Source organism: Duganella sp. 1411, assembly GCF_017833525.1.
GTDB lineage: Bacteria > Pseudomonadota > Gammaproteobacteria > Burkholderiales > Burkholderiaceae_D > Rugamonas.
Genome location: NZ_JAFICD010000001.1, coordinates 759,132 through 782,745, shown reverse-complemented (window position 1 = coordinate 782,745; position 23,614 = coordinate 759,132). Strand labels below are relative to the sequence as shown.

Below are 23,614 nucleotides of genomic sequence, written 5' to 3'. Positions count from 1 at the left end.
AATACCTTCCAGGGTGAGATGTCCTGATTATATCGATAATGGCCGGAAAAAAAATAGCCCGGCCACGTGAGCGGCCGGGCTGTCAAAGAGAGGAAGGAGACCGCTTCCTCTTGGTGAACGGTTGCTAGTTCCTGAAGTTCATGCCGATCATGATGCGGCGGCCGGCGTAGGAGGTGTCGAGCAGGTTGGGCGTGCCGTCGGCGAACGGGGCGTACTGGGCCTGGCTGTTGGTGGTCGAGCTCAGGTTCAGGTTGCGTCCCTCGGCGAACACCTCCATGTTTTTGTTGATGCGGTAGGCGATCTTGGCATCGACGTAACGGGTGGCGTTCTTGAAGTTCGGCGAGCCCGGGTTGTACGGCGTGATCGTGGTGCGTCCGCCGGCCGCGTTCGGGTAGTTGTTGACCCCGGTGGCGCCGCAGGCGGCGATGCAGCTGAATTTCTGGCCGACCGCTTGCAGCGACACCCGCATCGACAACGCGCCGTCGTCGTACCACAGCGAGGCGTTGTAGGTGTACTTCGATTCGCCCACCGGCGGCAGCGCCTCGCCGGTCAGCAGGTCGACCATGCGCTGGTCGGTGTTCTTCGAGCGCAGCTTGGTGTAGTTGAGGTCGACCCCGGTGTAACGCAGCAGCCACGGCAGGAAGGTGAACGCGGTCTTGCTGCCGTATTCGATGCCGGTGCGGGTGATGTTGGCGCCGTTCTCGTAGGTGCGGTAGTCGAAGCCCAGGTTGTCGAGCGGGCGGCCGGTCTGCGGATCGACCAGGCCGGTGCCGCTGAACAGGTTGACGGCGCTCTTGCCGACCACGGTGCTGCCGCCGACCTTGCCCACTTGCCTGAACGCGCCGATCGAGAACGACGAATCGTCGTTCGGATACCACTCCAGCGCCAGGTTCTGGTTCTGGTTGGTCTGGGCCTTGAGCGCGGGATTGCCGATGGTGCCCGAGCAGGTTTGTTCCTCGTCGTCCGTGCGGCGCTCGTCGTAGGTGCAGGTGCCGGCCGGGATCAGCGCGCTGACCGGCGGACGGGCGACCTGCTTGGCGCGGTTGTAGCGCAGCACCACTTCGTTCGGCACCATCCACAGCGACAGGTTCAGGATCGGCAGGTAGTCGGTGGTGTTGGCGTCGAGCGCGGTCAGCTTGCTGGCGGTGGCGCTGATGGTGCCGCCGGCGGCGGTCGGATTCAGCGGGTCGTAGGACGGCGACTTGATGATGGAGGTGAAGCTCATCACGCCGGTGGCGTGCACCTTGGTGCGCACCACGCGGTAGCCGAAGTTGCCGTCCAGTTCCATGCCGAACGGCAGGCGCTTGTTGGTGAACGGGATTTCGTCCATGCCGAAGTCGGTCATCAGGTAGGCCGCCGTGGTGCGCTCCTTGAACGTGCTGACCGGCTGCTGGTAGACCTTGCCGTCGTTGGCCGTGCATTCCTTGACGCAGTCGAAGTTGACGTTGGGCGTGCCCACCAGCGAGAAGACTTTTTCGACGTCGATCTGGTTCCAGCCGTTGATGAGGCCGGCCGGACGGTCCGGCATGCCGTTGAAGAACGGCGTGTTCGGCCGCGTCATCGATTGGGCGATGATGTCGAGGAATTGCTGCTGCGTCATATAGGTGTTGCCCGAGCGCGCCGAGGCCGGGTCGGTGTTGGGCACGTAGCCGGTCGCGCACGGCTTGCCGCCCGGTCCCAGCGAACCGGGGGTGTCGGTGCAGCCGGAGAAGAAGCTGCGCACGTTGGCACTCGGCAGTATGACGGCCGGGACGTAGCCCGGCTTGCCGAACTCGCCGACGGCCGATTGCACGGTCGAGCCGCCGGCGCCCCAGCTGCTGCCGGAGGTCTGGCGGAAGTTGAAGCCGCTCTTGACGCGGCGGAAGAACGGCACCTGCTCGCCCAGCGCGTAGCTGAAGTCGGCCTTGGCGGTGCGCTCCTTGGTCTCGGCCATCCGCGGCGTGAACGAGATTTGCGGCGCCTGCGTCATCAGCGGCTGCTGGTTGATGGTGTAGGCCGGCACGTACGGGCCTTTCGGACCGGCCTCGACCGCCTTGGTGTCGGTGCCGGCGGGGCGCGCCTGCGCATAAATGGTCGGATCGGCCTGGTTGAAGCTGCTGCCGGCCGGCTGTTCGTAGGTCCACAGGCCGTTCGGCAGCACTTTCATCGTCGTCGGGCCGTAGTTGTAGCTCCAGTTGGTGCGCTTGTCGCCGCGCTGCCACGTCGAGCGGGCGTCGCCGACGAAGAATTCGGCCACGAAGCCGCCGTCCTTGTACGTGCCGCCGGTCTGGAAGTAGCGGTCGGTGGTCTTCATGACGTTGTGGATCTGGTCGGTGTTGACGTTGGCGTCGCTGATCGTGTATTGCGTCACGTGGTGGTTGGCGTCGACCACCACCGAGCGCGGGTCGACGTTGGCGACGATGCCGACGGCCGGCGTGGCGTTGGCGCGGTAGCTGGCGCCATCATACAGGTAGTAGCCGGAGCCGGGCACGGCGCTGCGCACGCCGGCCGAGGTGTCGGTGAAGGTCGGGCCCTGGTAGGTCGGGCTGTAGGCCGTCGCCGGGTTGGTGTTCAGGCCGCCCAGGCCGTAGGTTTGGTTGCTGTCGTCGACTTCCCGGCGCGCGTAGTTGACCTTGCCGTAAACGGTCAGTTTGTTATTCACCTTGAAGTCGAAGCGCAGGTCGATGGTGCCGCGCTTGTCCTCCTGGCGCTTCTCGAGGAAGCGCACCAGCGACGGCGTGTAGTCGTTCCACTGGTTCAGGCAGCTGAGCAGCTCGTTGCCGCGGGCGTTGATGGCGGCGTTGCGCGCGGTATTGCCGTTGATGGCGTTGGTCTGGGCCGTGGTCAGCGCCGGGAAGGCCGCGTAGCAGGCCGCCTTGGTCTGCGCCGCCGCCGACTTGGTCAGGATGTCGGCCGGCGAGGCGTGGTCGAAGAAGCCGCCGGCCGTCAGCGGCGAGCGCAGGGTCGGCGCGGTGCTGGCCGGGTCGTTGGCCGACAAGGTGCTTGGCTGGTAGGTGAAGGTCTTGTTGGGCGAGTTGTCGAAATCGACGTTGCGCGCGTAGCCGGCGTTGCGGGTGGTGGCGATCTCGGACGAGTGCGCCTCGTTGACCGCGCGCGAGGTCGACGCGTTGAGCATGACGCCGAAGCGGTTGTCGAAGAATTTGCGCGTCAGGATCAGGTTGGTGTCGGGCGACCAGTCCTTGTTCAGCGAGCCTTGCGAGCCGGCCAGGCGCAGCGAGTAGAACGGTTCCTTGAAGTCCAGGCTGGTGCGGGTCTTGATGATGATGCCGCCGCCGAGCGAGCCCTCGGTCATGTCGGCGGTGGCGCCCTTGACGACGTCGACGCTTTTGATCAGGTCGGCCGAGAGCGAGCGGAACTCGACGCCGCGGCCGCTGCCGCCGCCGTTCATGTCGGTGCCGCCGGCCGATTGCACGCCCTGGCCGTCGATTTCGACGCGGGTCAGGTCGGCGCTGTTGCCGCGGATGGCGACGCTGACGCCCTCGCCGAAGTCGCCGCGGTCGAGCGCGACGCCGGCGATGCGCGAGATGGCCTCGCCGATGTTACGGTCGGGGAAGGCGCCGACGTCGTCGGCGACGATCGAGTCCATCGCGGTGGCGGCGTTCTTCTTGCGCTCGATGCCCGATTGCTGGGCGGCGCGCTGGCCCTGGACGATGACGGTTTTGATGTCGGTGGCGGCGGCTGGCGCCTGGGCGTCGGGCTTGGCCTCTTGGGCGCTGGCGCCGTTGCCGGCGACCAGCGAGGCCAGCGCGATCGAGACCGCGTAGGCGATCGGTTTGAGGCTCAGTGGTTTGGCGCGCGCGCCGTCGGTGGTGCTGTGCATGTCTGTCTCCCTGACTGGCCTTCGCGGCCATATTTTTTAAGCCGGTCGTGCTCGCCGGGCTAATATATTAGTGGCTAGTCTAGTGGCGAAATCAGGCGCGCGGATTGCTAAATAGAAAAGAATCACCGGGTTGAGCGGGATACCGGTTTGGGCGGAAAAAGGGGATTGGCGGGCGGATTTGGGAATCGGCCTGTACGTAGGGCGGATTAGGCGGAACGCCGTAATCGGCCATGCGTGCGTTGTCGGCGGCGCACACATGGCCGATTACGCGCTGCGCGCTAATCCGCCCTACGTGATTCAGAGCGGCGCAAAGTGCTGGTCATTTTGCCGGCTGGACCGGCACCGGTTGGGTGTAGACCACAACGGAGGGCGGGGTCATCGGAGAAGGCTTGGGCGTGGCGTTGTTGAGGACGAACGTGATCACCGTCAGCGCGGTGCCGCCCAGCACGATCGCGGTGCCGACCACCCATTTGATCATGTCGGCGAAGCCCTTGTGCATCTCCACCTGCAGCGCGCCCACTTTGTTGGCGAGTTCTGACTGGTGCGCGGCCAGTTCCGATTGATGCGCGGCCAACTCCGTCTGGCGCGCCTCGATGCGTGCCAGCCGCTCCTTGGCGTCAATTGCGAACTCTTCAAGTCTGGCGATGCGCGTTTCCATCGATTTCCCCTCGTGGCGCGGTAAAACCTCGGCTTATCGAAATTGTACGCCGTGTTTTACGGCCTGTCGCCCGGCGCCACGCGGTGGGTGCTGTATAATCTTGCATTTCCGCCTAACGGCATGATTTGATTAAGAAAAGCCCAATTCAGAATGCTATCCACCGCTAACATCACCATGCAATTCGGCGCTAAGCCGCTGTTCGAAAACATCTCCGTCAAATTCGGCGATGGCAACCGCTACGGCCTGATCGGCGCCAACGGTTGCGGCAAGTCCACGTTCATGAAAATCCTGGGCGGCGATCTGGAACCGTCGAGCGGCAACGTGATGCTGGATACGAACGAGCGCCTCGGCAAGCTGCGCCAGGACCAGTTCGCCTTTGAGGACATGCGCGTGCTCGACGTGGTCATGATGGGCCACACCGAGATGTGGGCGGCGATGCAGGAGCGCGACGCCATCTACGCCAATCCCGAAGCGACCGACGACGACTACATGAAGGCCGCCGAGCTCGAAGGCAAGGTGTCCGAATACGACGGCTACACGGCCGAGTCGCGCGCCGGCGAGCTGCTGCTGGGCGCCGGTGTGGCGATCGACCTGCACCAGGGTCCGATGAGCAACGTGTCGCCCGGCTGGAAGCTGCGCGTGCTGCTGGCCCAGGCGCTGTTCTCGAATCCGGACATCCTGCTGCTCGACGAGCCGACCAACAACCTGGACATCAACACCATCCGCTGGCTGGAGGACGTGCTCAACGAGCGCAACTCCACCATGATCATCATTTCCCACGATCGCCACTTCCTCAACCAGGTTTGCACCCACGTGGCCGACATGGATTACGGCACGTTGAAGATCTACCCGGGCAACTACGACGAGTACATGTTCGCCTCGACCCAGGCGCGCAACCAGCAGCTGGCCAACAACGCCAAGGCCAAAGAGAAGGTCGCCGAGCTGCAGGACTTCGTGCGCCGCTTCGCCGCCAACAAGTCCAAGGCCCGCCAGGCCACCTCGCGCGCCAAGCAGATCGAGAAGATCAAGGTTGACGACATCAAGCCGTCGTCGCGCGCCTATCCGTTCGTGCGCTTCGACGGCGAGAAGAAGCTGCACCGCCTGGCCGTCGAGGTCGACAGCATCTCCAAGAAATACGACCGCCAGCTGTTCAATAACTTCAGCATCATGGTCGAGGCGGGCGAGCGCATCGCCATCATCGGCGCCAACGGCGCCGGCAAGACCACCATGCTGCGCTGCATCGGCGGCGACGACATCGCCGGCCTGCACGCCGACCACGGCATGGTCAAGTGGGCCGAGAACGCCAACGTCGGCTACATGCCGCAGGACCCGACCGAGGAATTCGCCAAGGACGTCACGCTGACCGACTGGATGGGCGACTGGACCAAGGAAGGCGACGACGACCAGGCCGTGCGTTCGATCCTGGGCCGCCTGCTGTTCGGCGGCGACGAGGTCAAGAAGTCGGTCAAGGTGCTGTCCGGCGGCGAGAAGGGCCGCATGATGTACGGCAAGCTGATGCTGGGCCGCCACAACGTGCTGCTGCTCGATGAACCGACCAACCACATGGACATGGAATCGATCGAGTCGCTCAACATCGCGCTGGAAAAATACGCCGGCACCCTGATCTTCGTGTCGCACGACCGCGAGTTCGTGTCGTCGCTGGCCAACCGCATCATCGAGATCAAGGAAAACGAGGTGGTTGATTTCCGCGGCAACTACGAGGACTACCTGACCAGCCAGGGTATCGACTAAGCGCCCGGTGCTTACCCGTTTTAATCTACGTTTCATCACACCATGCAAACCATAGAGATCAAGTCCGTCGAGTACGATCATCCACAAGACGGAGCCAGCTGCACCGCCCACGCGTGGGCGCGCACGCCAGCGACACCGACGGCCGACCAGCGCATCGCGCTCAAGGCCCGCATCAAGCAACTGCTCAAGGAGAAGGAGGCGGTGCTCGTCTCGCATTACTACGTCGACGCCGACCTGCAGGACCTGGCCGAGGAGACCGGCGGCTGCGTCTCCGATTCGCTGGAGATGGCGCGCTTCGGGCGCGACCACCCGGCCAAGACGCTGGTCGTGGCCGGCGTGCGCTTCATGGGCGAGACCGCCAAGATCCTGAGCCCGGAAAAGCGCATCCTGATGCCGGACCTGGACGCGACCTGTTCGCTCGACCTGGGCTGCCCGGCCGACGAGTTCGCCGCGTTCTGCGACGCCCATCCGGACCGCACGGTGGTGGTCTACGCCAACACCAGCGCGGCCGTCAAGGCGCGCGCCGACTGGATGGTGACCTCGTCGATCGGCCTCGACATCGTGGCCCATCTGCACGCGCAGGGTAAAAAGATCCTGTGGGCGCCGGACCGGCACCTGGGGTCGTATATCCAGAAGCAAACCGGCGCCGACATGCTGCTGTGGCAGGGCTCGTGCCTGGTGCACGACGAGTTCAAGGGCGTCGAGCTGGAGCTGCTGAAGGCGCAATATCCGAACGCCAAGGTGTTGGTGCACCCGGAATCGCCGGCCAATGTGGTGGCGCTGGCCGACGTGGTCGGCTCGACCACGCAGATCATCAACGCCGCCGTCGAATCGGACGCCGACACCTTCATCGTCGCCACCGACAACGGCATCCTGCACAAGATGCGCGCGGCCGCGCCCGGCAAGCGCTTCATCGAGGCGCCCACCGCCGGCAACAGCGCCACCTGCAAGAGCTGCGCGCATTGCCCGTGGATGGCGATGAACGGCCTGCAGAACCTGGCCGACGTGCTGGAGAACATGGACGCCGGCAGCGCCAACGAGATCCACGTAGACCCGGAGATCGGCCGCCAGGCGGTGGTGTCGATCAACCGCATGCTCGATTTCGCCGCCGCCAGGAAGGCCCGGGTGCAGCCCGGCGCCGACCTGGCGCAAGAAGCCCAACTGTTTTCAGGAATTGGTCCCGCATGATGAGTACCCTGGTAAATCCCCACGCGCCGTTCGACGACGCGCTCAAATCCGCTTTCGAGGCCAATCTGCTGGCCGCGCTGCTGGAGGACGTCGGCAGCGGCGACCTGACCGGCCTGCTGGTGCCGGACGGCGGGCGCGCCACTGCGCGCGTCATCGTGCGCGAGAACGCGGTGCTGTGCGGCGCGCCCTGGTTCGAGGGCGTGATGAATTGCATGCAGGCCGGCATCGAAGTCGACTGGAAGTACGCCGAGGGCGACCAGATGACGGCCGACAGCGTGGTCTGCATGATCCACGGTCCGGCGCGCGCGCTGCTGACGGCGGAGCGGGCGGCGCTCAATTTCCTGCAACTGCTGTCGGGCGTGGCGACGGCCACCCGCCAGTACGTCGACATCGTCGCCGGCACCCAGGCGGCCATCCTCGACACCCGCAAGACCTTGCCGGGCCTGCGCCTGGCGCAGAAGTACGCGGTGCGCGTGGGCGGCGGGCAAAACCAGCGCCTGGCGCTGTACGACGGCATCCTGATCAAGGAGAACCACATCGCCGCGGCCGGCGGCATCACCAACGCGGTGCTGGCGGCCAAGCGTCTCGACAAGGGCGTGTCGATCCAGGTCGAGGTCGAGAGCCTTGACGAGCTCAACGAGGCACTGGGGGCGGGCGCGGTGTCCATCCTGCTCGACAACTTCAGCACCGACATGATGCGCGCGGCGGTGACGCTCAACGCCGGGCGGGCCTTGCTGGAGGCGTCCGGCGGCATCAACGCCGACACCGTGCGCGCCATCGCCGAAACCGGCGTCCACCGCATTTCGATCGGAAGCTTGACAAAAGACATACGCGCCACCGACTACTCTTTGCGAATTGTCAACTAAAATATTTAAAAAATAAGATTGTTAAAGATGACTTAAAGCTAATATAATCTCCCTTGTTTTTATGACACTATTAACCAGGGAGTTAGCTAAATGAATTTGAAACAGATTGTTGGCATGATGGCGTTGGTGGGTTTGAGCGGTCTGGCGCAGGCGGACACCTTCAACAACGGCGGCTTCGAGTCGGGTAACACGGCTGGCTGGAGCACCGGCGGCGGCTACCGCGGCAACGACCTCAATTCGACGATCGCCCCGGCGGACTTCCTCGCCGGTGGCAGGCTGAACCAGGACAACGGCGAGCGTGGGTTGGTCATCGATAAAAACTACGTCGATGCCAACCTGGGTTCCTTGCTCGGTTCGACCGTGCTTTCGGGTAACTACGCCTACCGCGCGGAAGACACCACCAGCGGCGGCTTCGGCACGGTCATCAGCCAGCAGGTGAAGAACTACACCGACAGCGACATCTACTTCGGCTGGAAGGCCGTGCTGGAAAACGGCGGCCACGCCGAGGACGAATCGGCGGTGATGATCCTGACCCTGACCGACAACACCACCGGCCAGCTGGTCCTGACCCACACCTACAACGCCGGCAACGGCGGCGGCGGCGTCGATTCGCGCTTCCAGACCTCGGGCGATTTCTTCTACACCTCCGCATGGCAGCTCGAGCACCTGAGCATCGACCAGGCGCTGAAGGGCCACGACTTCACGCTGTCGCTGCTGGCCGCCGATTGCGAGCCGACCGGCCACACCGGCTACGCCTACCTGGACGGCTTCGGCTCCTACGTGCCGCCGGTGCCGGAGCCCGAGACCTACGCCATGATGCTGGCCGGCCTGGGCATGATGGGATGGCTGGCGCGTCGTAAGAAATCCTCGAAGGCCTGAGTGGCTTAAAAATCGCTGGTCGGCACATGCGGCATCGCGCTCGGCGCGTTGCCGCATTTTTCTTTGGACGGCCGGTTAGCGTGCCGTGATGGCCTTGCGCATGCGTGTCAGCGGCACCCGCACCGGGCCGGGCAGCTCGAGCTCGAAGGTGTCGATCTCGCTGAAGCCGCACGCCCGATACAGCGGCACGCCCGGCATGGTGGCGGCCAGCTCCAGCGTACTGAACCCGGCGTCGGCGGCGGCATCGGCGCAGTGCTCGAGCAGCAGCCGGCCCAGCCCCTGGCGGGCGGCCGACGGATCGACGAAAAACGCGCGGATGCGGGCCGCCTCGGTGGCCGGGTCGAGCAGCGCGTCGACGCCTTGCTTGGTGTGGTCGGCGCCGAACAGCGTGCTGCGCTTGCTCCAGCCGCCGCACGCCACCAGCCGGCCTTGCCGCTCGACCGCGAAATACGTCTGGTCGGCCACCAGTTGCGTGTCGACGCCGAACACGTGGCGGGTGACGGCTTGCGCCTGTTCCTCGGTGTAGAAACCGGCGCTCAGTTCGATGCCGGAGCGCTTGATCAGCGCCTCCATCGCCGGGATGTCGGCCGGCGCGGCGGCGCGGACGGTGACGGTCATCGTCCGCCTCCCTAACTACGGCGCGGCGGCATCAGGATGCTCGGCAAGGCCTTCGGCAGCGTCTCCGGGTAGTCGCGGCTGAAGTGCAGGCCGCGGCTTTCGCGCCGCTGCAGCGCGCTGTTGACGATCAGGCTGGCCACGTCGACCAGGTTGCGCAGCTCCAGCAGGTCGTGCGTGATGCGGAAGTTGCGGTAGTACTCGTCGATCTCCTCCTTGAGCAGCGCGATGCGGTGCTGGGCGCGCTCCAGGCGCTTGGTGGTGCGCACGATGCCGACGTAGTTCCACATGAAGCGGCGCAGCTCGTCCCAGTTGTGGGAGATGACAACCTCCTCGTCGGCGTCGGTGACGCGGCTTTCGTCCCAGTCCGGCAGGTAGGGCACTTCGCCTTTTTCCTTGGCGGCGATGTCGCGCGCGCAGGCGCTGCCGATGACCACGCACTCGAGCAGCGAATTGCTGGCCAGCCGGTTGGCGCCGTGCAGGCCGGTGCAGGCGGTCTCGCCCACCGCGTACAGGCCGGGCAGGTCGGTGCGGCCGAACAGGTCGGTGACCACGCCGCCGCAGGTGTAGTGCGCGGCCGGCACGATCGGGATCGGCTGCTTGGTGATGTCGATGCCCAGTTCCAGGCAGCGCGCGTAAATGGTGGGGAAGTGTTCGATCAGGAACGCGGCCGGCTTGTGGCTGATGTCCAGGTGCACGTAGTCGAGGCCGCGTTTTTTGATCTCGAAGTCGATCGCGCGGGCCACCACGTCGCGCGGGGCCAGCTCGGCGCGCTCGTCGTGGGCCAGCATGAAGCGCGTGCCGGCGGCGGCGCCAGCTTCCGGTGGCAGCTTGAGCAGGCCGCCTTCGCCACGGATCGCCTCGGTGATCAGGAAGGACTTGGCGTACGGGTGGTACAGGCAGGTCGGGTGAAACTGGATGAACTCCATGTTCGAGATGCGGCAGCCGGCGCGCCAGGCCATGGCGATGCCGTCGCCGCTGGCCGTGTCGGGATTGGTGGTGTACAGGTAGACCTTGCCGGCGCCGCCGGTGGCCATGACGGTGTGCTCGGCGGCGAAGGTCAGCACCTGGCCGGATTTCTCGTCCTGCACATATAAACCGTAGCATTTCGGCTGCGAGTGGCCCTTCTTGACCGGATGCAGCTTGTCGGAGGTGATCAGGTCGATCGCGCAGTGGTGCTCGAACAGGGTGATGTTCGGGTGGGCGCGCACCTTTTCCTCCAGGGTGACCTGCACCGCGTGGCCGGTGGCGTCGGCCGCGTGGATGATGCGGCGCTGGCTGTGGCCGCCCTCGCGGGTCAGGTGGAAGCCCAGTTCGGCCGAGGCGTCGCGCGTGAACGGCACGCCCTGGGCGATCAGCCACTCGATCGCCTCGCGGCCGTGCTCGACGATGTAGCGCGTGGCGCTCTCGTCGCACAGGCCGCCGCCGGCGACCAGCGTGTCGTCGATGTGCTGGGTGTGGCTGTCGCCGGAATCGAGGACGGCGGCGATGCCGCCCTGGGCCCAGTTGCTGGCGCCGTCTTTGAGCGCGCGTTTGGAAATAATCGCGACTGTGCGCGTTTCGGCCAGGTGCAGGGCGACCGAGAGGCCGGCCAATCCGCTGCCGACGATTGCAACATCAAATTTCATGATCACATGTGAAAGTGCGGTAAGGAACCATGACTATAGTCTATTTGTCACAACTCCGTCATATTCGCCCGATTTTGCCTCTTTTTTGAGCCCGCCTTGCGCCAGCGCTGTTTTGCTGTTGTGGACGCTCAAGGCGGCGCCGGCAAGGTTTCTCCATCATGAAAGCTCCGCCGTTGAGAGCGGCAGGGAGCTCATTGTGATCAGGATATTTCATCATTACGTGTCGAAGATGGCCTTCATGCTGCTGATGCTGGAGCTGATGGTCTTGTTGACGGCCGCCGTCGCCTGCGCGCCGCTGTGGCTGAAGGGCGCGCAGGCGGCGCCGGACAGCTTGTACCCGCCGGCACTGGCGTTCGCGCTGGTGCTGGTGTTCAGCATGGGCGCGCTGGGCATGTACCAGCACAACCAGCCGCGCGAGGATATCAAAAACACCTTTTTACGCATCCTGCCGTCGTTCGTGCTGGGTTTCGTGCTGTTCAGCCTGTTGGCGAGCCTGATGCCGGGCACCCAGTTCGTGCGCCTCGGCAGCATGGTGTTCGTGGTCGGCGGCGCGGCGGTGCTGCTGGCGCGCCTGCTGGTGTTCACGTCGGCGCAGTCGAGCATGCTCGAGAAACGCCTGCTCATCATCGGCGACGGCGCCATCGCGCGCGAATGCATGGAGCTGGCCACCACCGGCGTCGGCTTCCATCAGTTCCGCGTGGTGGGCTGCGTGCCGGTCGAGGGCGAAACCTGCTGTGTGCCGCCGACCATGCTGCTGCCGCCGGAATTGTCGCTGCTGGCGATGGCGAGGCGCCACGCGGCCGACGAGATCATCGTCTCGGTGGGCGACCGCCGCAACGGCGCCTTCCCGGTGCGGCAATTGCTCGAATGCGCGCTCGGCGGCGTGCGCGTGACCGATGCCGCCAGCTTCTTCGAGCGCGAGGCGTGCCAGATCCGGGTCGATTCGCTGCAGCCGAGCTACCTGATCTTCGGCGGCGGTTTCGATCAGAGCCTGCTGCGGGCGGCCGTCAAGCGCGCCTTCGACCTGCTGGCCAGCGCCGCCATTTGCGTGGCGGCGCTGCCGGTGATGGCGCTGACGGCGCTGGCGATCAGGCTCGAGGATGGCGGCCCGGTGTTCTACCAGCAGGAGCGGGTCGGGCGCGACAACCGGCCGTTCAAGGTGCTGAAGTTCCGCAGTATGCGGGTCGACGCCGAGGTCGACGGCAAGCCGCGATGGGCGTCGGAGGACGATCCGCGCGTGACGGCGGTGGGCCACTGGATACGCAAGTTGCGCATCGACGAATTGCCGCAAATGCTCAACGTGTTCAAGGGCGAGATGAGTTTTGTCGGCCCGCGTCCGGAGCGCGCCTACTTCGTCGAACATCTGTGCCGCGAGATCGCCTATTACAACGTGCGGCACGGCATCAAGCCGGGCATCACCGGCCTGGCCCAGGTGCGCTACCGCTACGGCGCCTCGGTCGACGACGCCGTGCGCAAGCTGCAATACGATCTGTATTACGTCAAGAACAACAGCCTGTTCCTCGATTTGCTGATCCTGATCGATACGGTGCAGGTGGTGTTGTTCGGCAAGGGGCGCTGATGCGCCGGGACTGGCCGCAGTGGGTAAGCCAGTGGCCGGCCCAGGCGGCGCCGGCGGCCAGCTACGGCGTGGCGGCGGCGGCTTTCCTGTTGTTGGCGCTGTTGATGCTGACGCGTTGGCGCGCGCGGCCGCACGCCCGCGCGTTTGGCGCGGCCGGCCTGCTGACGGCGCTGTGGGCCGGCGTGGCGGCGGCCGCCGGCGCGATCGACCGCGCGTGGCCGTGCTTGATCGACGGGCCGGAGGTGCTGCGCACGGCGGCCTGGCTGGTGGTGTTGCTGGCGCTGGGCACCAGCGGCCGTCGCTTGCGGGTCTGGCTGGGCGGCGTCGCCGCGCTGGTGGTGGCGCAGCTGGCGGCCACGCTGATGCCGCCGGCGGCGATGCCGAACGTGGCGCTGACGGTGCTGCGGCTGGCGCTGGCCGTGCTGGGCATGCTGCTGGTCGAGCATGTGTATCGCGGCGCGCAGCAGAATGCGCGCTGGGGCATCAAGTTCGCCTGCCTGGGCATCGGCGCCTTGTTCGCCTACGACTTCTACCTGTACAGCGACGCCTTGCTGTTCCGCCGGATACACGAGGACATCTGGGCCGCGCGCGGCGTCGTCAACGCCCTGAGCGCGCCGCTGCTGGCGGTGGCCGCCACGCGCAATCCGGTGTGGACGCCGGGCTTGCTGCTGTCGCGCCAGATCATGTTCCGCTCGGCCGCGCTGCTGGGCTCCGCGCTGTATCTGCTGGCGATGGCGGGCAGCGCGTGGTATCTGCGCTACATCGGCGGCGCTTGGGGCGCGTTCATGCAACTGGTGTGCCTGGCCGGCGCGGCGCTGCTGCTGGCGGTGGTGCTGTTTTCCGGGACGATGCGGGCCAGGCTCAAGATCTTCATCAGCAAGCATTTCTATCAGGGGCGCTACGACTACCGGCACGAATGGCAGCGCTGCACGCACCAACTGGCCGAGGAGGGCGGGCCGCTGTCGGAGCGGGCCATCCAGGCGGTGGCCGGCCTGGTCGAGAGCCCGGCCGGCGTGTTGTGGCTGCGCCGCGACGGCGAGCGCTTTCAACCCGCCGCCAGCTGGAACATGGCGGCGCCGAAGCAGGAAGCGCGCGCCGACGGCGACATGTGCCGGTTCCTGGAGCGGCGGCGCTGGGTGATCGAGATGCCGGAGTGGCGCCGCCATCCGCGCCGCTACGGCGATCTGGCGCTGCCGGCCTGGCTGACCGATATCCCGAGCCTGTGGCTGGTGGTGCCGCTGATGCTGGAGCGGCGGCTGTACGGCTTTATCTGCCTGGCGCGCCCGCGCACCGCGCTGCAACTGAACTGGGAGGTGCGCGACGTGCTCAAGATCGCCGGCAGCCAGGCCGCCAGCTATCTGGCGCACCGCGAGTCGGCCGACAACCTGGCGGTGGCGCGCCAGTTCGAGTCGTTCAACCGCATGTCGACCTTCATCGTGCACGACTTGAAGAACCTGGTGTCGCAGCTGTCTTTGTTGCTGATTAACGCCGAGCGTCACAAGGCCAAGCCTGAATTTCAGGAAGATATGCTGGAAACGGTGTCGCATTCGCTCGACAAGATGAAGCAGCTGCTGCTCAAACTGCGGCGCGACCAGACGCCGGACGTCGCCGCGCCGCTGGCGCTGGACCAATTGCTGGCGCAGGCGGTCAAGGGCTGCGCGGCGCTGCTGCCCAAGCCGACGCTGGACCTGCGCGCCGCCGGCCTGACGGTGCTGGCCGACCGGCAGCGGCTCGAGCGCGTGATTGGACATCTGATTCAAAACGCGGTGGAGGCGACGCCGCGCGATGGCGCGGTCGCCGTCAGGCTGCTGCGGGCCGGCGAGACCGCCGTCATCGAGTTGAGCGACACGGGCCACGGCATGACGGAGGAGTTCATCCGGGAGCGGTTGTTCAAGCCCTTCGAGTCGACCAAGACGGCCGGCATGGGCATCGGCGTGTTCGAGAGCCGCGAGTACCTGCGCGAGGTCGGCGGACAGCTCGAGGTGACCAGCGCGCCGGGCCAGGGCACCACGTTCCGCGTCACGCTGCCGCTGCGGATGACTAACCTAATGGGAGTAAAGCATGGGGAAACATAAGCTGCTGGTGGTCGAGGACGACGCGGGGCTGCAAAAGCAGCTGCGCTGGAGCCTGGACGCGTACGAGGTGGTGGTGGCCGGCGACCGCGAGTCGGCGATGGCGCAGCTGCGCCGCCACCAGCCGGCGGTGGCGACGATGGACCTGGGCCTGCCGCCCGACCCGGACGGCGCCAGCGAGGGCCTGGCGCTGCTGCAGCAGATACTGGCGGCGTCGCCCGACACCAAGGTCATCATCCTGTCCGGCAGCCAGGAGCGCGCGCACGCGCTCAAGGCGATCGCCATGGGCGCCTACGATTTCCACCAAAAGCCGCTTGACGGCGACGCCCTGGCGCTGGTGATCGCGCGCGCCTTCTATCTGCACGCGATCCAGCAGGAGAACCGCCGCATGCTGCAGATCCAGTCCGATTCGCCGCTGGCCGGCATCATCAGCCGCGATCCGGGCATGCTGAAGGTGTGCCGCAACGTCGAGAAGGTGGCGCCGTCGTCGGCGACCGTGATGCTGTTGGGCGACTCCGGCAGCGGCAAGGAGTTGATCGCGCGCGGGCTGCATCATTTGAGCGCGCGGGCCGACAAGCGCTTCGTCGCCATCAATTGCGCCGCCATCCCCGAGCAGTTGCTCGAGAGTGAGTTGTTCGGCTACGAGAAGGGCGCGTTCACCGGCGCCCAGCGGCAAACCCTGGGCAAGCTGGAACTGGCGCACGGCGGCACCTTCTTCCTCGACGAAATCGGCGACATGGCGCTGGCGCTGCAGGCCAAGCTGCTGCGCTTCCTGCAGGAGCGCGTGATCGAGCGGGTCGGCGGCAGGAGCGAAATCAGCATCGACGTGCGCATCGTCTGCGCGACCCATCAAAACCTGAAGGCGCTGGCCGAGGCGGGGCGCTTCCGCGAGGACTTGTACTACCGCCTCAGCGAGATCGTGCTGACGATACCGCCGCTGCGCGACCGGGTCGGCGACAGCGCGCTGCTGGCGCACCATTTCAAGAACAAGTTCTGCGCCAGCGAATCGCGCTCGGTGCTCAATTTCAGTCCGGAGGCGCTGGCGGCGATCGAATCCTACGCCTGGCCGGGCAACGTGCGCGAGATGGAGAACTGCATCCGGCGCGCGGTGATCATGGCCGACGGCCCGCAGATCACGGCCGCCGATCTGGGGCTGCCCGACGGCGCGGCCGAAGAGGAAAGCGTCAACCTGCGCCAGGCGCGCGACGCGGCCGAATACAAGGTGATGGTCAAGGCGCTGGCGCGGGTGGATGGCAATATCGTCAAGGCGGCCGAGTTATTGGGCATTAGCCGCCCGACCCTGTACGATTTGATGAACCATCACGGCCTGAAATAACGTCACTGCTCGCCGCGCCACTGGCCGGCGGCGATCAGTTTGTTTTTCAGGCCGGGTAGCGGGAAGCCCATGCCGTAGGCCTTCTCGGCGCTGGCGCGGGCCTTGTCGTAGTCCTTCCTCTTCAGATAAATCAGGCCGAGATTGTAGTGGGCCGTGGGATTGCCCGGTTCCAGAGCGGCCGCCCGTTCCAGCTGATCGAGCGCGGCGTCGGCCTGGCCCAGCGCCAGCAGATAGCTGCCAAACAGCGAACGCACCTTGGCGTCCTTCGGCCGGAACTGGATGGCGCGCTCGAAATAGCAGTCGATCGTATAGTTCGCGCCGTTCGGTTTGCGGTTTTTGTCGCGCAGCGCCAGCCTTGTCATCGCGCCCAGCGCGCGGTGGTGGTTGGGAAAATGCTCCAGCGTGTAGCCGATGTCGCCGCCCAGCGGTCCCGAGGCGCCTTTTACCAGTCCTTCGACGTCGGGCGTGAAGTGGAATTGTTCGACCACGCCCAGGCCTTCGCGGTCGTCGGCGTCGGTGTAGTCGCCGCCCGGTTTGTGCTGGACGTAGGCCGGACAGTCGGAGCCCGCCGTCGTGGCGGCGGCCATCGCCTGGCCGGCGAGCGCGATGGACAGCAATATGAGCGCGGACGGTTTCATGGTTGCTCCTTCCGGGGCGCCGCCAGCTTGGCTTGTACAAAATCGGCCAACGTTGCCACGGTGGCGAAGTGGCGCGCGCCGATCTCGTCGTCGTGCACCGTGATGCCGAAGTGGTCCTCGAGTGCCAGCAGCAGGTTCACCACCGCCATCGAATCGAGTTCCGGCAGGCTGCCCAGCAGCGCGGTGCCGGCGTCCAGCGGCGTGCGCCCCAGGCCCAGCGTGGTTCTCAAGACGTCGCAGACTTTTTCGATGGTGGACATGGCGGCTCCGGTGGGGCGACATCGGCCAGCGCGCCGGTGTCGAAGGTCAGTTGTGGAAAGGACGCGTCGTGACGCGACAGGTGGATGTAGGGCGCCACCGTGGCGAACATCCACTGCCATTCGCCGCAGCGCACGAACAGCGCGTCGCCCAGGCGCACGGTGCCGATGCGGGCGTGCGCGCGCAGCGAGGCGGGGTTGAAGGCGGAGATGCGGCTGCAGGTCCAGCGCACGCCGCGCTCGCGCAGCTGTTGGCGCGCCGCGTCCCACAGGCGCGGGAAGGCCCAGCCGAGCCGCTCGTCCGGCGCGATCCAGACGTCGAAGTCCCAGCTGGCGTCGGCGCGCGGCAGGCGGTAGCGCACGCGCACCTCGTCCTCCTGATAGGCGTCGAGCACCAGCCACAGGTAGCCGGCCAAACGGCCGTGGCGCCACGCGGCCAGGCTGTAAGCCCCTTGGGCGAAGCGCTCGCGGACCACGGCGGCCGGACGCGGATAGGCCGCCGGCACCGCCTGGTCCCAGGTGTGGGCGGCGATGTCGATATCGGCGCCGCGGCCGGCGCACAGCGGCTGGTCGCCCACGTATTGCGCGACGAAGCGGTAGCGGTGCAGGGACCAGCGTCCGGCGCTGGCCTTGTCGAGCGAGCGTCCGAGCCAGTACAGGGCGGCGTTGAGCCAGCCCAGTTGCGTGAGTGTGTGACGCAGGCCAGTGTTCATGGGAGTGATCGAGCGAGGTGGAGCATAGATTAGACAATGGCGTGCGGCAAACAGGTTTGCGCCAGCACAAGCATGCCGTGGGCTTGACGAGCGTCAATAACCCCGGGGCCGATTGTCTCAATGATAGAGGATGGATTTTTCGCCTTGCCTGGACATAACAACCTGAACCCGACTTCCTGAAAGCGCTGCCATGGGGCCCACGACCGACGATCTGCCGCGACACGCGGCGCAGAAACAGTTTCCGGTGCAGGATGATTGCCTGCAATTGGGCGGCGTGCTGCTGACGCGGCTGGCCGAGCGGGTCGGCCGCACGCCGTTCTATGCCTACGAGCGCGATCATATCCGCTCGCGCGTGGAATTGCTGCGCCGGGTGTTGCCCGAGGGCGTGCTGCTGCATTACGCGATGAAAGCCAATCCGATGCCGGCGGTGGTGCAGCTGATGGCCGGACTGGTCGACGGTTTCGACATCGCCTCGGCCGGCGAGATGAAGACGGCGCTGGACGCCGGCATGCGGCCGTCGTGCATCGGTTTCGCCGGTCCCGGCAAAAGCAACGCCGAGCTGCGCGCGGCGGTGGCGGCCGGCGTGCTGCTGCATCTGGAGTCGGAGGAAGAGATGCAGCGCGTGGCCGCCGTCGGCGAGCTGCTCGGCATCACGCCGCGGGTGGCGGTGCGCGTCAATCCCGATTTCGAGCTGAAACACGCCGGCATGAAGATGGCCGGCGGTGCGCGCCAGTTCGGCGTCGACGCGGCGCGGGTGCCGGCCATGCTGCGCAGGCTGGGGCGGCTGGGGCTCGATTTCCACGGTTTTCACCTGTTTTGCGGCGCCCAGAACCTGTCGGCGGCGGCCATCTGCGAGGCCCAGCGGCTGAGTGTGGCGCTGGCGCTGGAACTGGCCGAGTTCGCGCCGTCGCCGCTGCGCGCGCTCAATATCGGCGGCGGCCTCGGCGTGCCGTACTTCCCCGGCGAGCGCGCGCTCGACCTGGCGGCGGTGGCCGACGGCCTCGACGCGACCATGCGCGCGCTGCGGCGCGAGCGGCCGGACACCCGGTTGATACTGGAAATGGGCCGCTATCTGGTGGCCGAGGCCGGTATTTACGTGTGCCGTGTGATTGAACGCAAGCACTCGCACGGCCAGCTGTTCCTGATCACCGACGGCGGCATGCACCAGCACTTGGCGGCGTCCGGCAACTTCGGCCAGGTCATCCGCAAGAATTATCCGGTCGCCATCGGCAACCGCGTGCACGGCGGCGCGCGCGAGACGGTCAGCGTGGTCGGCCCCTTGTGCACGCCGCTGGACCTGCTGGCCGACCGGGTGGAGCTGGCCCGCGCCGACGTTGGCGACCTGGTGGTGGTGTTCCAGTCCGGCGCGTACGGGCTCACCGCCAGCCCGACCGCCTTCCTCGGCCATCCCGCGCCGCTCGAGGTGCTGGTATGAGCGGCATCTGCGGCTACCTGGGCCGGCTCCAGGACGAGATCGGCGGCGACAGCGCCGCGCTGCTGCGGCGCATGGGCGAGCGCATGGCCGAGTTCGACGCCAGCCCGGTGCGCACCTTGCAATCCGGCTCGTGCGGGCTGGCGGTCGCGGCGCCGACGGACAGTATCAGCCTGCACAAGAAGGATGGCGTGCTGGCGGCCGTCTGGGGCCGGCCGCTGCTGGACGGCAGCGCCGAACAGGTGGCCTTGCGGCTGGCCGGCCTGTGGGGCGCGCGCGGTCCGCAGGCGTGCGCCGCGCTGTCGGGCGCGTTCGCCGTGTGCCTGGTCGATTGTTTGACGGGCCAGGTGCTGCTGGCGGTCGACCGCGCCGCCACGTATCCGATGCATTACCAGAGCACGCCGCACGGGCTGCTGTTCGGCACCTCGGGCGCCGCCTTGCGGCTGCATCCGTCCGCGAAGGACGAACTGGACGCGCAATCGCTGTATAACTACCTGTATTTCCACATGATCCCGGCGCCGCGCGCCGTCTACCGGCAGCAGTACCGCCTGCTGCCGGGGGAATATCTGCACTACCGGCCCGGTCGCATCGAGCGCGGCAGCTACTGGAAGCTGCGCTTCGACGAGGACCAGACGCATTCGTTCGAGCAACTCCGGGAGCAGTTCCTGTCGACCCTGGAGCAATCGGTGCTGCGCGCGGCCGGCGGCGCCCGCGTCGGCGCCTTCCTCAGCGGCGGCACCGACAGTTCGACCCTGGCCGGGATGCTGGCCAAGGTGCAGGGCAGCCGGCCCAGCACGTATTCGATCGGCTTCGACGTGCCCGGCTACGACGAGATGGGTTACGCCCGTATCGCCGCCCGGCACTTCGGCACCGACCACCACGAGCTGTACGTGACGGCCGACGACGTGGTGGCGGCGATCCCGCGCATCGCCGCCGTCAGCGACCAGCCGTTCGGCAACGCCTCGGCGGTGCCGGCCTACTGTTGCGCGACGATGGCGCGCGCGGACGGCATCTCGCGCCTGTTGGGCGGCGACGGCGGTGACGAATTGTTCGGCGGCAATGAGCGCTACGCGCGCCAGGCGCTGTTCGAACGCTACGAGCAGGTGCCGTCGTCGTTGCGCCAGGTGGTGCTGGAGCCCTTGCTGTTCGGCGTCGCCGGCAATCTGGACTTGCGGCCGCTGCGCAAGGCGCGCAGCTATGTCGAGCAGGCCATGGTGCCGATGCCGGCGCGGCTGGACACCTATAATCTGCTGCGCCGTTATGGCGCGGCCGAGGTGTTGCATCCGGAATTCCTGGCCGCCGTCGATCCGGGCGCGCCGGCCGCGCAGCTGAGCGCCTGCTACTGGGACACGCAGGGACTGAGCCAGATCAACCGCATGCAGGCGCTCGACCTGCGCTACACGCTGGCCGACAACGATTTGCCGAAGGTGCGCAAGGCGTGTGAGCTGGCCGGCCTGGAGGCGGCGTTTCCGTTCCTGAGCGACGAGATGCTGGCGTTCTCGGCCCGGCTGAGCCCCGAAGACAAGCTGAAAGGCACGCGGCTGCGGTATTTCTTCAAGCGGGCGCTGCGCGGCCATTTGCCGCCGGCCATCCTGCGCAAGAAGAAACATGGTTTCGGCCTGCCGTTCGGCCACTGGCTGCAGACGCACGCGGGGCTGCGCGCGCTGGCCTTCGACAGCCTGGGCGACCTGAAGGCGCGCCGCATCGTGCGCGCCGATTTCATCGACACGCTCACCGGCAAGCTGGTGCGGGAGCATCCGGCCTATCACGGCACGATGGTGTGGGTGCTGATGATGCTGGAGCAATGGCTGCGCCAGCGGGCCGTCCGCCGCGAGGCCGAGCTCAGCCGCCAAGGAGCGGCGGCAGCGCTGCGCGACGGTTGACCTTCTCGCGGTAGCGGCTCAGCGCCAGCCGCAGCACGAAGCGGGCGCCGTCGCGCTGCCATGGCGTGTAGCGGGGCAGCTGCCACGGATCGCTGGACGGGCCGGCGGCGCCGGCGACCGTGCTCAGCGCCGCTTCGAAGCCCAGCGCGCGCGCCATCTCGGCGTGGCGCCGGTTGTAATCGGTGTCCGGCTTGCCGTTGGGATAGGCGAACAAGGTCGCGCGCCGGCCGGTGATGGCTTCCAGCACGGCCTTGCCCTCGGCCATGTCGGCATAGGCGTCGGCGTCGGCCATGGCCGTCAGGATCGGGTGGCGATGGGTGTGGGCGCCCAGCTCCATGCCTGCCGCCTGCAGCGCGCGCACCTGGCCCGAGGTCATCATCAACGCCTGGCGGCGCGGCGGCGCCAGCCGGTCGGCCATCTCTTGCCGGGTCGCCAGCGGCAGGTATTTCAGTTGCGTCAGCACCTGGTCGATCGCCTGTCTTTTCTGCGCCACGGTCAGGCCGGGCAGCGAACCGCAGCCCACCATCGAAAAGTCGAGGCGGCCGGGCGGGGCTTGCCGCACGTAGTCGATGACGTCGTCGTTCCACATGCGGCCGCCGTCGAGGAAGGCGGTGGCGATGAAAAAGGTCGCCGTCAAGCCGTGGCGCCGGAGGATCGGCAGCGCCAGCTCGGCGTTGTCGGCGTAGCCGTCGTCGAAGGTGATGCACAGCGCGCGCGCGGGCAGCGTTCCGTGGCGCAGCTGGCGCAGCGCCACCGACAGCGGCAGCACGCGGAAGCAGCGCTTGAGCAGGCGCATGTGGCGCTCGAAAGTGGCGGCGTCGGGCACGCCGGGCAGCAACGGGTCCGGCGCGGCCAGCACGCGGTGGTAGATCAGGATCGACAGCGGGCCGGCGCCGCTCATCGCGCCGCCCCGGCCGTGGCCGGCGCCGGCCGCAGCGGCTTGACGGCGGCCGGCACGGCCAGCTCGGCCCGGCGCCGCTCGACCAGGATGCGGATCGCCGCCACCGCCGCCATCAGGTAATAAGGTACGTCGAAATACAACAGGCTGAGGAAGGCGCCGCCGACGGCGAAGCCGATCATGCTGGCCTGTATCGTCTTGGCCAGGCCGCCGGCCCAGGCCAGATCGGGGATGCCGCGGCTGTTGCGCACGATCCAGTCGGCCGAGCGCCAGGTGAGCAAGCCTAGCAATAGATAGATGCCTAGGCCGACGAAGCCGTGCTCGCCCAGCGCCTGGAAGTAGATGCTGTGCGCGGCGTGGACGTCGTCCGGATTGGGCGCGTACAGCAGGAAGGTCGACGGTTCGGCCAACTCGAAGCCGCCGCCGAAGAAGCGGTCCTTGGCCAGGTTGTAGGCCATGTGCCAGGCGTTGATGCGGCCCATGGCCGAATCGTCGCTCTGGTATTCGCCGATGGTGTCCATGCGCTGGCCCCAGCGGTCCGGCATGAACAGCAGCAGCGGCGGCGCCAGCAGCAACAGCACGATGGCGCCGGTCATCTTGCTGTTGCTCTTGAGCCACATGAAACCCAGCATCGCGGCGATCGCCAGCAGGCCGCCGCGCGAGTACGAGCCCAGCGCGGCCAGCGCCGACAGCACCATCATGGCGTTCATCGCGTGCCAGAGCCACCTTTTGTTGCTGCTTTGCTGCAGATAGCGCATCAGCGGGATGGTCATGATCAGCGCCAGCGCGATCGCGTTGTTGTCGCCGATAAAAGTGTTGTCGGGCCCCCAGACGCGCTCGGTGCCGCCGCTGCGCACGGTGAACACGCCGCCCTTGACGCCGTAATAGCCCAGCGACAGGGTCAGCATCCAGATCATCCGCTGGATATCCTCGCGCTTGCGGATCACCGCCATGGTCACCAGGCTCATCAGCATGATCTTCATCACCTTGTTCCATTGCTCGGCGGCCGACTCGGGAAAGATCGCAAACAAGGTTGTCACGTTCATCCACAGGATGAAGGCGATCAGCGTGACGGTGATGCCCGATGGCGGCAGCGTCTTCGGTTGCCGCGAGATGGCCAGGCTGAAGATGGTGGTGACGGCGATGATGAAGGCGAACGGGAACGTCGTCGCGAAGCCCCAGCCCTGGGTGTGCGGATTCATGACGCTGATCCAGATCCACATCAACACGCCGTTGACGGGGTTCTTGACGATCAGCGGCAAGCTGGCGAAGACGATCAGGGTGACGAGGATGTCGCGCATGCGGTTGGCAGTCGTTGATCCCGCTCAAGGTTACGCGGGAGTCTGTCAGTACACTGGTTTTTTAACCTTTGCAATCTTAGGACAAAGGAGGGGCCGGCT

At 66.6% G+C, this 23,614-nt stretch carries 18 protein-coding genes; 9 read left to right on the top strand and 9 right to left on the bottom strand.

What is annotated here, in order from left to right; all coding sequences use genetic code 11:
• Positions 1-124: 124 nt before the first annotated feature.
• Positions 125-3,820 carry a TonB-dependent receptor gene (locus JOD97_RS03010; protein ID WP_209713142.1) on the bottom strand — a complete coding sequence of 1,232 codons (3,696 nt, stop codon included), beginning with the start codon at positions 3,818-3,820 and terminating at the stop codon, positions 125-127.
• 319 nt (positions 3,821-4,139) lie between these two features.
• A complete protein-coding gene (locus JOD97_RS03005) occupies positions 4,140-4,478 on the bottom strand; it encodes a hypothetical protein (RefSeq protein ID WP_209713140.1) in 339 nt (112 codons plus the stop codon).
• 150 nt (positions 4,479-4,628) lie between these two features.
• On the opposite strand from JOD97_RS03005, the gene JOD97_RS03000 reads away from it, so the two are divergent.
• The 4 genes from JOD97_RS03000 to JOD97_RS32525 all read left to right on the top strand — a co-directional run bounded on the left by JOD97_RS03000 (position 4,629) and on the right by JOD97_RS32525 (position 9,163).
• Positions 4,629-6,230 carry an ABC-F family ATPase gene (locus tag JOD97_RS03000; protein WP_209713138.1) on the top strand — a complete coding sequence of 534 codons (1,602 nt, stop codon included), beginning with the start codon at positions 4,629-4,631 and terminating at the stop codon, positions 6,228-6,230.
• 42 nt (positions 6,231-6,272) lie between these two features.
• A complete protein-coding gene (gene nadA, locus JOD97_RS02995; RefSeq protein ID WP_209713136.1) occupies positions 6,273-7,418 on the top strand; it encodes a quinolinate synthase NadA in 1,146 nt (381 codons plus the stop codon).
• Complete coding sequence (nadC, locus tag JOD97_RS02990) at positions 7,418-8,284, top strand: carboxylating nicotinate-nucleotide diphosphorylase (RefSeq protein ID WP_209717109.1); 867 nt, start codon at positions 7,418-7,420, stop codon at positions 8,282-8,284. The genes nadA and nadC overlap by 1 nt, the downstream gene beginning before the upstream one ends.
• A 90-nt stretch (positions 8,285-8,374) precedes the next feature.
• Complete coding sequence (locus JOD97_RS32525; protein WP_229264162.1) at positions 8,375-9,163, top strand: PEP-CTERM sorting domain-containing protein; 789 nt, start codon at positions 8,375-8,377, stop codon at positions 9,161-9,163.
• A 75-nt stretch (positions 9,164-9,238) separates the two neighbouring features.
• Here the strand turns inward: JOD97_RS32525 and JOD97_RS02980 are convergent, their stop codons facing one another.
• Together JOD97_RS02980 and nadB are read right to left on the bottom strand one after the other, a co-directional pair.
• The gene (locus JOD97_RS02980; protein WP_209713134.1) at positions 9,239-9,781 is read right to left on the bottom strand and encodes a GNAT family N-acetyltransferase; all 543 of its coding nucleotides are present in this window, start codon (positions 9,779-9,781) and stop codon (positions 9,239-9,241) included.
• 11 nt (positions 9,782-9,792) lie between these two features.
• Positions 9,793-11,406 (bottom strand): L-aspartate oxidase, encoded by a 1,614-nt coding sequence (gene nadB / locus JOD97_RS02975; protein WP_209713132.1) that lies wholly within the window; start codon positions 11,404-11,406, stop codon positions 9,793-9,795.
• A gap of 196 nt (positions 11,407-11,602) precedes the next feature.
• Between nadB and JOD97_RS02970 the strand changes: the two genes are divergently transcribed.
• Genes JOD97_RS02970 through prsR form a run of 3 tightly spaced genes read left to right on the top strand, consistent with a single transcriptional unit; the run spans position 11,603 to position 16,393 of the window.
• Positions 11,603-12,985: a TIGR03013 family XrtA/PEP-CTERM system glycosyltransferase gene (locus JOD97_RS02970; protein WP_209713130.1), complete on the top strand. Its 1,383-nt coding sequence runs from the start codon at positions 11,603-11,605 to the stop codon at positions 12,983-12,985.
• The gene (gene prsK / locus JOD97_RS02965; protein ID WP_209713128.1) at positions 12,985-15,060 is read left to right on the top strand and encodes an XrtA/PEP-CTERM system histidine kinase PrsK; all 2,076 of its coding nucleotides are present in this window, start codon (positions 12,985-12,987) and stop codon (positions 15,058-15,060) included. The genes JOD97_RS02970 and prsK overlap by 1 nt, the downstream gene beginning before the upstream one ends.
• Positions 15,047-16,393 carry a PEP-CTERM-box response regulator transcription factor gene (gene prsR, locus JOD97_RS02960; RefSeq protein WP_209713126.1) on the top strand — a complete coding sequence of 449 codons (1,347 nt, stop codon included), beginning with the start codon at positions 15,047-15,049 and terminating at the stop codon, positions 16,391-16,393. The genes prsK and prsR overlap by 14 nt, the downstream gene beginning before the upstream one ends.
• A 2-nt stretch (positions 16,394-16,395) precedes the next feature.
• On the opposite strand, the gene JOD97_RS02955 is transcribed toward prsR, so the two are convergent.
• From JOD97_RS02955 to JOD97_RS02945, 3 genes are read right to left on the bottom strand one after another with little or no spacing between them, the layout of a single operon-like run.
• Positions 16,396-17,031 (bottom strand): tetratricopeptide repeat protein, encoded by a 636-nt coding sequence (locus JOD97_RS02955; RefSeq protein WP_209713124.1) that lies wholly within the window; start codon positions 17,029-17,031, stop codon positions 16,396-16,398.
• Positions 17,028-17,291 (bottom strand): acyl carrier protein, encoded by a 264-nt coding sequence (locus JOD97_RS02950; protein ID WP_209713122.1) that lies wholly within the window; start codon positions 17,289-17,291, stop codon positions 17,028-17,030. The genes JOD97_RS02955 and JOD97_RS02950 overlap by 4 nt, the downstream gene beginning before the upstream one ends.
• Positions 17,258-18,001, bottom strand: coding sequence for a GNAT family N-acetyltransferase (locus tag JOD97_RS02945; protein ID WP_209713120.1), 744 nt, complete (start codon positions 17,999-18,001; stop codon positions 17,258-17,260). The genes JOD97_RS02950 and JOD97_RS02945 overlap by 34 nt, the downstream gene beginning before the upstream one ends.
• Before the next feature lie 190 nt (positions 18,002-18,191).
• Here JOD97_RS02945 and JOD97_RS02940 point away from each other — a divergent pair, with 190 nt between their 5' ends.
• A complete protein-coding gene (locus JOD97_RS02940; RefSeq protein WP_209713119.1) occupies positions 18,192-19,436 on the top strand; it encodes a pyridoxal-dependent decarboxylase, exosortase A system-associated in 1,245 nt (414 codons plus the stop codon).
• The gene (locus tag JOD97_RS02935; protein WP_209713118.1) at positions 19,433-21,316 is read left to right on the top strand and encodes an asparagine synthetase B; all 1,884 of its coding nucleotides are present in this window, start codon (positions 19,433-19,435) and stop codon (positions 21,314-21,316) included. The genes JOD97_RS02940 and JOD97_RS02935 overlap by 4 nt, the downstream gene beginning before the upstream one ends.
• Here JOD97_RS02935 and JOD97_RS02930 read toward each other — a convergent pair.
• Positions 21,276-22,217, bottom strand: coding sequence for a polysaccharide deacetylase family protein (locus JOD97_RS02930; protein WP_209713117.1), 942 nt, complete (start codon positions 22,215-22,217; stop codon positions 21,276-21,278). The two genes, JOD97_RS02935 and JOD97_RS02930, sit on opposite strands and share 41 nt — an antisense overlap.
• Positions 22,214-23,515, bottom strand: a complete 1,302-nt coding sequence (locus JOD97_RS02925; RefSeq protein WP_209713116.1) for a putative O-glycosylation ligase, exosortase A system-associated — start codon at positions 23,513-23,515, stop codon at positions 22,214-22,216. Before JOD97_RS02925 ends, JOD97_RS02930 begins: the two co-directional genes overlap by 4 nt.
• Between the last annotated feature and the right edge of the window lie 99 nt (positions 23,516-23,614).